General features: G+C 64.7%; 10 protein-coding genes and 1 pseudogene. 2 read left to right on the top strand and 9 right to left on the bottom strand.

The features are described from left to right. Both BW994_RS06845 and BW994_RS06840 read left to right on the top strand, forming a co-directional pair. On the top strand, window positions 1-190 hold a 190-nt coding region (locus tag BW994_RS06845), incomplete at its 5' end, for an ATP-binding protein (protein ID WP_175612093.1). A gap of 124 nt (window positions 191-314) precedes the next feature. Beyond that, window positions 315-1,019: pseudogene (locus tag BW994_RS06840) on the top strand (IS4 family transposase); the annotation flags it as partial. A 45-nt stretch (window positions 1,020-1,064) separates the two neighbouring features. On the opposite strand, the gene serS reads toward BW994_RS06840, so the two are convergent. From serS to BW994_RS06795, 9 genes are all read right to left on the bottom strand, one after another. Further along, window positions 1,065-2,366, bottom strand: coding sequence for a serine--tRNA ligase (gene serS / locus BW994_RS06835; protein WP_029311246.1), 1,302 nt, complete (start codon window positions 2,364-2,366; stop codon window positions 1,065-1,067). A gap of 156 nt (window positions 2,367-2,522) precedes the next feature. Further along, the gene (gene tatC, locus BW994_RS06830) at window positions 2,523-3,326 is read right to left on the bottom strand and encodes a twin-arginine translocase subunit TatC (RefSeq protein ID WP_029311247.1); all 804 of its coding nucleotides are present in this window, start codon (window positions 3,324-3,326) and stop codon (window positions 2,523-2,525) included. A 9-nt stretch (window positions 3,327-3,335) separates the two neighbouring features. Further along, on the bottom strand, window positions 3,336-3,782 hold the full coding sequence (gene tatB, locus BW994_RS06825; protein ID WP_029311248.1) for a Sec-independent protein translocase protein TatB: 447 nt from the start codon (window positions 3,780-3,782) through the stop codon (window positions 3,336-3,338). Between the two features lie 48 nt (window positions 3,783-3,830). Next, window positions 3,831-4,397, bottom strand: a complete 567-nt coding sequence (gene scpB, locus BW994_RS06820) for an SMC-Scp complex subunit ScpB (RefSeq protein WP_035228461.1) — start codon at window positions 4,395-4,397, stop codon at window positions 3,831-3,833. Further along, a complete protein-coding gene (locus BW994_RS06815) occupies window positions 4,390-5,145 on the bottom strand; it encodes a segregation and condensation protein A (RefSeq protein ID WP_029311250.1) in 756 nt (251 codons plus the stop codon). Before BW994_RS06815 ends, scpB begins: the two co-directional genes overlap by 8 nt. After that, window positions 5,132-5,827: a site-2 protease family protein gene (locus tag BW994_RS06810; protein ID WP_029311251.1), complete on the bottom strand. Its 696-nt coding sequence runs from the start codon at window positions 5,825-5,827 to the stop codon at window positions 5,132-5,134. Before BW994_RS06810 ends, BW994_RS06815 begins: the two co-directional genes overlap by 14 nt. Next, the gene (nagZ, locus tag BW994_RS06805; protein ID WP_029311252.1) at window positions 5,824-6,750 is read right to left on the bottom strand and encodes a beta-N-acetylhexosaminidase; all 927 of its coding nucleotides are present in this window, start codon (window positions 6,748-6,750) and stop codon (window positions 5,824-5,826) included. Before nagZ ends, BW994_RS06810 begins: the two co-directional genes overlap by 4 nt. 7 nt (window positions 6,751-6,757) lie before the next feature. Further along, window positions 6,758-7,519 carry an SPOR domain-containing protein gene (locus tag BW994_RS06800; RefSeq protein ID WP_081849033.1) on the bottom strand — a complete coding sequence of 254 codons (762 nt, stop codon included), beginning with the start codon at window positions 7,517-7,519 and terminating at the stop codon, window positions 6,758-6,760. 13 nt (window positions 7,520-7,532) lie between these two features. Then, complete coding sequence (locus BW994_RS06795) at window positions 7,533-9,323, bottom strand: arginine--tRNA ligase (protein ID WP_029311254.1); 1,791 nt, start codon at window positions 9,321-9,323, stop codon at window positions 7,533-7,535. Window positions 9,324-9,326 lie beyond the last annotated feature (3 nt).

Genomic DNA, 9,326 nt, shown 5'->3' with positions numbered 1-9,326 from the left:
CGCCCTGCTGATCACCAGCCTGGTTCCCATCGGCCGCTGGCACGAAATCATCGGCGACCCAACCCTCGGCGATGCCATCCTCGACCGCATCGTTCACCGCGCCCACCGCATCGAACTGAAAGGAGAAAGCCTTCGAAAACGCCAGACCCTCACCCCTTCATCTGACTTGACGACCACCATCGAGAAATGACACCTGTTCAACCGTCAGTGGTATCCCACAACACCGCGTCATGCCGTTCCCCAAGCCCGCCTCAGGCATGGTGAACATCATGATCGCGATCAACGGAACCAGTGATCGCGATCGACCGGAATGGATGATCGCGATCAACGGAATACGCACAAGCTTCATCCACATCTCGAACGGCAAATTGCACGATGGCCATGCGCTCGATTTCCTGATCCCCGAGGCAGGCGCTGTTTATGTGATGGACCGCGGTTACCTTGATTTTGCCCGGTTGCACACGCTGCATCGTGCCGGCGCCTTCTTCGTGACACGGGCAAAATCCAATCTGGACGCACACCGGATCTATTCGGCAACCGTCGAGTGCTGCGACACCATCATGTGCGATCAAACCATAGCGCTCGACGGCAGCGTCAGCAGCCTGACATATCCCGATCACCTGAGACGCATCCGAATGAAAGATCCAGCCTCAGGTAAATCATTGATTTTCTTGTCTAATAACTTCGACTTTCCGGCCGAAACCATCTGCCGGCTCTATAAAAGCCGGTGGCACGTCGAGCTGTTTTTCAAATGGATTAAGCAGCACCTGCGGATCAAACGCTTTTTTGGCACGTCGGAGAACGCCGTCAAAACCCAGATCTGGATCGCCATCTCGGTGTATGTCCTCGTGGCCATCGTCAAAAAACGCCTGAAACTGGACGCCTCGCTCTACACAATCCTACAGATCCTGTCGCTCACCTTGTTCGAGAAAATCCCTATAAAACAAGCGCTTGACCCAAAAGAATACAGCCCAGCCCACCAGTATGAAAATAACCTACTGAATTCGCTAGACTTTTAACCGGACAGTAGTGTTCTTTTTTACAAAAAAGAAGCCCTTGTCTTCCTAAACAGCCCCCGACCCGATCCGGCTTTTGCCACCCATGTAGGATCGCAGCGCCTCGGGAATCGTGATGCTGCCATCCGTGTTCTGATAGTTTTCCAGCACGGCGATCAAGGCGCGGCCGACCGCGACGCCGGAACCGTTCAGCGTGTGGGCGAATTCGGGTTTGGCCGGCTTCGGGCCGGATTGCGCCGGGCGGTAGCGCGCGTTCATCCGCCGGGCCTGGAACGCGTGGCAGTTCGAGCAGGAGGAGATTTCGCGATACATCCCCTGCCCCGGCAGCCAGACTTCGAGATCGTAGGTTTTCGCGGCGGCGAAGCCGGTATCGCCGGCGCAGAGCAGCATGCGGCGATAGGGCAGATCGAGCCGTTCGAGCACGGTTTCGGCGCACCTGGTCATGCGCTCATGTTCATCCGCGCTGGTCTCGGGCGTGGTGATCGAGACCATTTCGACCTTCCAGAACTGGTGCTGGCGCAACATGCCGCGGGTGTCGCGCCCGGCGGAACCGGCTTCGGAGCGGAAGGACGGGGTGAGGGCGGTGAAGCGCAACGGCAGTTTCGCAAGGTCGAGGATCTCGCCGGCAACGATGTTGGTCAGCGGTACCTCAGCGGTGGGGATGAGGTAGCGACCATCGGTGGTCTTGAACAAATCCGCCTCGAATTTCGGCAACTGGCCGGTGCCAAACATCGCCTCCTGGTTGACCATCAGCGGCGGCGCGATTTCGGTGTAGCCGTGCTCAGTGGTGTGCAGATCGAGCATGAATTGGCCGAGGGCACGTTCGAGCCGCGCGAGATCGCCGCGCAGGATGGTGAAGCGGCTGCCGGCGATTTTGCCGGCGGTGGCGAAATCCATCAGGCCAAGGGCTTCGCCGAGTTCGAAATGCTGTTTCGGTGGCGCTTCGAAGTTCCTGATCAGGCCGAAGCGGGATTGTTCGACGTTCGCGGTTTCGTCCGCACCATCCGGGACTTCGGGGTCGAGGATGTTGGGAAGGCCTTGTATAAGATCGTTCAAACCTTCTTGTAAGAGGTGACAATCGTAGCCCTGCGATTCGAACGCTCTCTTGATCTCGTCGGCTTCTTTCTGAAGCAGCGTCACATCTGCCCCTGACCGCTTCGCGTTGCCGATTTGTTTCGCATTGGCGTTACGCTGCGATTCCAGTTCTTGAAACGCTCGGACATTCCCTCGAAGTTCGGCGTCCTTGGACAGAATTTCATCGACAATCGCCTTCCTGTCATCCAGCCCTCGACGGGCCAACGAGGCGTCGAAGTCTGCGGAATTTTCGCGGATGGCCTTCAGGTCATGCATTCGATGATCGGTCCAAAGTCAGGAAGGGAAAAGAAGCAGCTTTTTTTTGCAAAAAAAACCAAAAAACTCTTATTCATAAAGCAAGGTTCGTGAAGTGAGAGGCGCGAAGCGGACTAAAAGTTTTTGCTTCTTTTTACAAAAAGAAGCGCTTGCTTCCTACTCATCCACGACCACGGTCTTCGGCTGCACCATTTTCACCGCAAAGATCGAGATTTCGAACAGAGCGATCAGCGGGATCGCGAGGCCGGTCATGGTGAAGACGTCGGGCGGGGTCAGGATGGCGGCGACGATGAAACAGCCGACATAGGCGTAGCGGCGGTATTTTTTCAGACCGGCGGCGGTGACGATGCCGACGCGGCCGAGCAGGGTGAGCAGGACCGGCAGTTCGAAGCACAGGCCGAAGGCGAAGATCAGTTTCATCACGAGGTTGAGGTAGTCGGAGACTTTTGGCAGCACGTCGATCGAGAATTGGTGGTTGGCCGGGCTGGTCTGAAAGCTCAGGAAGAAGCGCCAAGCGTTCGGGAAGATCACGTAATAGGCAAGCGCGCCGCCGGCGAAGAACAGGATGGGGGTGGCGAACAGGAACGGCAGGAAGGCGCGTTTTTCCGAGCGGTACAGGCCGGGGGCGATGAACAGCCAGATCTGGGTTGCGATCACGGGAAACGATACGAAGGCGGCGGAGAAAACGGCCACTTTCACATAGGTGAAGAACGCCTCGTAGAGCGCGGTATAGATCAGTTCGGGCTTCTGACCGCGCTCTTCCATGATGTGGACGAGCGGCTGGGCCAGGAAATAATAGACGTCTTTTGCGAAATAGTAGGAGACCAGAAACGCGACCAGGAAGGCCACCGCGGACCACAGCAAGCGCTTGCGCAGCTCGGCAAGGTGGTCGAGCAGGGGCATTTCCTTGTCGTGGATCGGATCGTGCGGCGCATCCGTCGGGGTCGGGTCGATATCCATGGTCCGCGTTTACCAGAGACGCGTGCCGGGGGGAATGAAGGCGGGCACCGGGCGGTGGCGGGCCTCGTTGGGCGGGATGAAGGCCGGCGCATCGATCGGCGGTTCGGCGTCATGGGTTTCGACCGCATCGGCGCCGATCATCGGCGTGGCCATGTCGTGCGGGTCGCCGCTGGCGGGATCGAAGGCGTGGCGGAGGTCGCCATCCGGGTCGATGTGGCGTTCAGCGAGGCTGCCGAGGTCGAAATTGCGCAGGCTGCGCAGGTCGTTGCCGACATCCGCGAGATCGGCCTCGCGCATCAGATCCTGCACATGACCCTGGAACTCATTGGCGAGGCCGCGCATCTTGCGGATGGCAGCACTGGCCGTGCGGATTGCCACCGGCAGATCCTTCGGGCCGATGACGACCAGCGCCACCATCATGATGACCAATAATTCTGACCAGGAAAATCCGAGCATAACAATCCACTGTGATCGAGGCGTTTGCTAGCAGAGACGCGCGGCAGGTCAAGGATCGGGGGGCATCGGCTCGGTGACGGGGGCGGTGGGTTCGACCAGCAGATCGGTCCGGCGGGGCAGGTCGCGCAGCGATTTCAGGCCGAACTGGATCAGGAAATGCGGCGTGGTGGCCCAGAGCGCGGGGCGGCCTGGGGCCTCCTTGTAGCCGGCGGGGGCGACCAGATCGGCTTCGAGCAGAGCATCGAGCGTGTTCTGCGACAGGCTGACGCCGCGCAAATCTTCGATTTCGGCGCGGGTGATCGGCTGGTGGAAGGCGATGACGGCGAGGGTTTCCATCGCGGCGCGCGGCAGGCGGCGCGGCACTTCGACGACGCGCCGGAGGTCGGGCGCGAGGTCGGGGGCGGATCGGAACATCACGCCGGCGCCGATGTCACACAGCTCGAAGCCGCCGCCGGCGTGGCGGGCGCGGATGGCGGCGAGCACGGTATCGAGATCGGTGGCATCGGGCAGCAGGGTGGCGAGGGTGCGCAACGGTACGGGGTCGCGGCTCGCGAAGATCACCGCTTCGAGGAGGCGTTCGGCGTGGGGGCGGGCGGTGATGGAATGATCACTCATGCTGAGACCCCGAGCGGACCATGATCGGGGCGAAATCGGCGTCCTGGCGGAGACTGAGCACGCCGTTGCGGGCCAGTTCGAGGCTGGCGAGCAGCGTGCTCGACAGGGCGGCGCGCTGGCCGAGCGGCGATTGCGGCGCTTCGGGCAGGAACTGCGTGAGGTCCGACCAGTCCGGCACGCTGCCGATCAGCCGGTTCAGCCGTTCCAGCGCCTGTTGCACGGTCCAGTAGATGACCGGCTTGGGGCGGTACTGGCGTTTGGCACCCGAGCGGCGGCGGGCCGCGAGATAGGCGGAGAGCAGCGCCGGCAGATCGAGCTTCAGGCGTGAGCGATCGAATTCGGTGAAATCTTCCGGCATGCCGCGCGCGAAGACATCCTGACCGAGTTGGGGGCGTGCGCCCAACCAGGCGGCGCCGGCGCGGATGGCTTCGAGCGCGCGCAGGCGGTCGGCCAGAATGTCCGCGGTGATTTCGGCCTCCTCGATCGCTTCGGGGTCGGGCAGCAGCAGGCGCGATTTCAGCCAGGCGAGCCAGGCGGCCATGACCAGCCAGTCGGCCGCGAGTTCGAGGCGGATTTTGCGCGCGCCTTCGATGATCGCGAGATATTGATCGACCAGCGCAAGGATCGAGATGCCGGCGAGGTCGAGCTTCTGGCTGCGCGCGAGGTCGAGCAGCAGGTCGAGCGGGCCCTCGAAGCCTTCGAGCTGGACGATGAACGCCTCGGTCGGCGCGGGTTCAGTAGCCGGCATGCACACCCGCGACATGCAAAAATTCGGTGGCGACGCGGGGCACCCAATGGTCGAGGACGTCCGACACCGGGTTGAAATGGATGCCGAACTGACCGAGTGCCGCGGGCAGGATGAACACCAGGAACAGGATGACCAGAATGCCCAGCCGTTCGACCTGAGCGAGCGCGCGGGCGGCGGCGAGCGGCAGGATGCCGACCATGATCCGCCCGCCATCGAACGGCGGCAGCGGGACTAGGTTGAACAGGCCGAGCAGGATGTTGAACAGCAGGAAATAGAACAGGAAATCGGCGATGATGCCCCGGGTGCCGATGGCGGCGAGGATGAAGGCGGAGATCAGCGCGAGCAGGAAATTCGAGGCGGGACCGGCGGCCGCGACGATCGCCATGCCGCGGCGGGGATTGCGGAAACCGGATGGGTCGATCGGGACCGGCTTTGCCCAGCCGAACATATAGGCGATCCGGCCGATGGTCAGGAGTTGGAACGCGATCAGCACGGCGGGCAGGATAATGGTGCCGACCCGGTCGATATGGCGCAGCGGGTTGAGCGAAAGCCGGCCTTCGCGCTGGGCAGTGTGATCGCCCATCGCCAGGGCGGTGAAGCCGTGGGCGAGTTCGTGCAGCACGATGGCCAGCACCGAGGCGCAGACCCCGATGGCGATGCTGCGGATCAGGTCGTTGTTCATGACGGCTGGGTCGCCTTCAACCGGGGGATCAGGGCCGGGTCGAGATCGGGGATGGCGGCGAGGACGGCGCGGTTGGCATCGAGCGCGCCGGGGCAGAACAGCGCGATGTCGCACCCCGCTTCGAGCGCGCGGATGGCGCGGTGCTGCGGTGGGCCGGTGAGCGCGCCCATCGCCAGATCGTCGCTGACCAGGATGCCGGTGAAGCCGATGCGGGTGCGGATGATCTCGGTGATGATGCGGCGCGAGAAGGTGGCGGGGTTTTCAGGATCGAGCGCCGTGTAGACGATATGGGCGGTCATGCCCCAGGGCAGGCTGCGATTGGCGGCGAAGGGGGCAAAATCGGCATCGAGCGCGGTGGCGTCGATGCGTGGCAGGGCGTGGTGGCTGTCGAGCGTGGCGCGGCCGTGACCGGGGAGGTGTTTCATGACCGGCTGGATGCCCTGGAACAACAGGCCCCAGGCGATATCGGCACCGAGCGCGCCGACCGCGACGGGGTCGGGGCTGATCGCGCGATCGCCGATGACGGCGTCGGCGCCCTGGGTTGGTACATCGAGCACGGGAGCGGTGACGATGTCGAACCCGGCATCGCGCGCGATGGCGCCGAGGGCGGCACCATGGGCGCGGGCGGCGTTGCGGGCGGCTTCGGGGTCGGTTGCGAACAGGGCGCCGAGGTTGGCGGCGGGCGGCAGGTCCGGCCAGTGCGGCGCGCGCAGGCGGGCGACGCGGCCGCCTTCCTGATCGACCATCAGCACGGCTGCGGGCGGCAGGGCGGTTCGGAGATCGGCCACCAACGCGGCGAGTTGCGGCGGCGAGACGATGTTGCGGCCGAACAGGATGACGCCCGTGGGCGGGAATTCGGCGAGCAGTACGCGCTCGGGATCGGTCAAGCTGGGGCCGGCGATGCCGATGATGGCGGCTTTCATGGGCGGGTCACTTCGGGATGTAGCAGGTGACGCCGCGCGATTTCAGCCGGTCGCAGAACCCGCCGGCGGCGGCGGCATTGGCGAAACCAGCAAGCCGCAGGCGGTAGAACACCTTGCCGTGGACGGTGCCTGGAACGACGACGGGCTTCTGGTTGCCCAGGATATCCGGCACGCGGGCGACCAGGGTCTGCCAGGCCTGGTTGGCCTTGGCCATGCTGTCGAGCGCGCCGAGCTGCACGGCATAGGGACCGGAGCCGGTGGCCTGGGTGGGTGGCGTGATCGGCGGCAGAATGCTTTGGGCGGCCTGTGCCGGCGCGGTGGCGGCTTGATCGGGCGGCGGTGCCGGCGGGGGCAGCGGCAGGGCGCTGGCAACGGCGGGCGGGGCTTGCTTCGGCGTGGGCGGTGCTGGCGGGGCAGGTTTTGCCGCTGCCGCCTCCTGGTCGAGTTTCGAGAAATCCGGCGCGGGGGATGCGGGCGCCAGTTCGGGTGGGCCGGAGGCGACCTCGCCCGACATGATCTGTTCATGCGCGCCGGGCACCTGCAGGCCGCCGGGATTGACCGGCGCCGTGCGCATCGGGCCGGGCGGCGGTTTGATCACCGGCGGCGGGCCGAGCCCGGTGTGGATGCCGCTCCAGATCAGGGCGAGGGCGATGATGCCGACACCGAGCCCGCCGGCGATGATGGCCATGCGCTTGGTCTCGGGGTCGACGCCACGTGCGCGCAGGCGCGGCGAGGCGTAGGGCGGAATGTCGATATCGGGGTCTTCCATCACGCAGTCCCTTTCAGCGCATCTCCTCGGCCGGGGCCACCCCCATCACCGCGAGGCCGGAGCGGATGACCACCGCCGTTGCGGCGACCAGAGCGAGGCGGGCGCGGGTCGGCCCCGGGGCTTCGGCCTGGATGAACCGCAAACTGGCTTCGGTGCGGCCCGCGTTCCACAGCGCGTGGAAATCACCCGCGAGATCATACAGGAAAAATCCGATTCGGTGCGCCTCACGCGCGATGGCGGCGGCTTCGATCAGGCGCGGCCAGGCGGCGAGCCGGCGGATCAGGGCGAGTTCTTCGGGTGCGGTGAGCGATGCGAGATCGGCGGTGGCGAGGCCGGCATCCGAGGTGTCGCCCAGTTCGGGCGTGGTTGCCGCCGCGCGCAGGACCGAGCGGCAGCGGGCGTGGGCGTATTGGACGTAGAACACCGGGTTTTCGCGGGTCTGGGCGACCGCGGCATCGAGGTCGAATTCCATCTGCGCGTCGGATTTGCGCATCAGCATGATGAAGCGGACGACATCGGGGCCGACCGCGTCGATCAGATCGGCGAGTTCGATATAGGTGCCGGCGCGCTTGCTCATGCGCATCGGCACGCCGTCCTTCAGGACGCGGACGATCTGGCAGAGCACGATGTCGAGCCGTGCGGTTTCGTTGCCGGCGAGCGCGCGGACGGCGGATTGCATGCGTTTGACGTAGCCGCCGTGATCGGCACCCCAGACATCGATCATCTGATCGAAGCCGCGCGCCATTTTATCGGCGTGGTTGGCGATGTCGTTGAAGAAATAGGTGTTCGAGCCGTCGGATTTGCGGACCGGGCGATCGACGTCGTCACCGAAATCGGTGGCGCGGAACAGGGTTTGTTCGCGGGGTTCCCAATCCTCGGGGGTTTTGCCTTTGGGGGGTTCGAGAATGCCCTCGTAGAGCAGGCCGCGCGCGCGCAGGGCGGCTTCGGCACGGATGACGCCGCCGCCGGCGATCAAGGCGGCTTCGCTGGTGAAGACATCGTGGCGCACGTTCAGGGCGGCGAGATCGTCGCGGACCAGATCCATCATGGCGGCGACGGCGAAGCTGCGCACGGTGTCGAGCCAGAGTGAGGAGTCGGCGACGGTGCGGCCGGGGCCGGCGAGCGCATCGCCGTGGGCGGCGGCGAGTTGTGCGCCGAGCGGTACCAGATAATCGCCGGGATATTGCAGGCCGGTTGGCGTTGCTGCGGCGAAATCTGCCTCGGTCATGGCGGTGCCGAGGGCTTGCAGGTAGCGCCAGTAGACCGACCAGGCCAGCGCGATGACCTGGGCGCCGGCGTCGTTGATGTAGTATTCGCGGGTGACGTCGTAGCCGGCCTTGGCGAGCAGGTTGGCCAAAGCATCGCCGACCACGGCACCGCGGCAATGGCCGACGGTGAGCGGGCCGGTGGGGTTGGCGGAGACGTATTCGACGTTGACCTTGGCCCCCTGCCCCAGCGTGCCGGCCCCGAACGCCTCGCCGGTGTGCAGGATGGTGGGGATCTGCGCCTGCCACGCCGCCGGTGCGAGGGTGAGGTTGACGAACCCTGGGCCGGCGGGTTCGGCTTTGATGACGAAGGCGCGGGTCAGCAGCGCGGCCGCGAGCGCATCCGCGATGGCGCGCGGCTTGAGGCCGAGGGGCTTGGCGGCGATCAGCGCGGCGTTGGTTGCGACATCGCCATGCGCGGCTTCGCGCGTCGGGGTGATTTCGATGCGCGCGAGGGAGTCGGGCGCCAGATCCGGATAAAGGGCGGTGACCGTGTCGAGCACCAGGATGCGCAGATCGGCGAACAGATTATCGGACATGGG

The organism is Acidiphilium rubrum (assembly GCF_900156265.1).
GTDB lineage: Bacteria > Pseudomonadota > Alphaproteobacteria > Acetobacterales > Acetobacteraceae > Acidiphilium > Acidiphilium rubrum.
Note: the sequence above shows the minus strand (reverse complement) of the source record. Positions and strands in the feature narration are given on the sequence as shown.

What these genes read in the sequence shown, in the direction of transcription:
- nagZ (WP_029311252.1), bottom strand. Translation starts at nt 6,750, where the DNA reads ATGAAAGCCGCCATCATCGGCATCGCCGGCCCCAGCTTGACCGATCCC.
- BW994_RS06795 (WP_029311254.1), bottom strand. Translation starts at nt 9,323, where the DNA reads ATGTCCGATAATCTGTTCGCCGATCTGCGCATCCTGGTGCTCGACACG.
- tatC (WP_029311247.1), bottom strand. Translation starts at nt 3,326, where the DNA reads ATGGATATCGACCCGACCCCGACGGATGCGCCGCACGATCCGATCCAC.
- scpB (WP_035228461.1), bottom strand. Translation starts at nt 4,397, where the DNA reads ATGAGTGATCATTCCATCACCGCCCGCCCCCACGCCGAACGCCTCCTC.
- BW994_RS06815 (WP_029311250.1), bottom strand. Translation starts at nt 5,145, where the DNA reads ATGCCGGCTACTGAACCCGCGCCGACCGAGGCGTTCATCGTCCAGCTC.
- BW994_RS06810 (WP_029311251.1), bottom strand. Translation starts at nt 5,827, where the DNA reads ATGAACAACGACCTGATCCGCAGCATCGCCATCGGGGTCTGCGCCTCG.
- BW994_RS06800 (WP_081849033.1), bottom strand. Translation starts at nt 7,519, where the DNA reads ATGGAAGACCCCGATATCGACATTCCGCCCTACGCCTCGCCGCGCCTG.
- tatB (WP_029311248.1), bottom strand. Translation starts at nt 3,782, where the DNA reads ATGCTCGGATTTTCCTGGTCAGAATTATTGGTCATCATGATGGTGGCG.
- serS (WP_029311246.1), bottom strand. Translation starts at nt 2,366, where the DNA reads ATGCATGACCTGAAGGCCATCCGCGAAAATTCCGCAGACTTCGACGCC.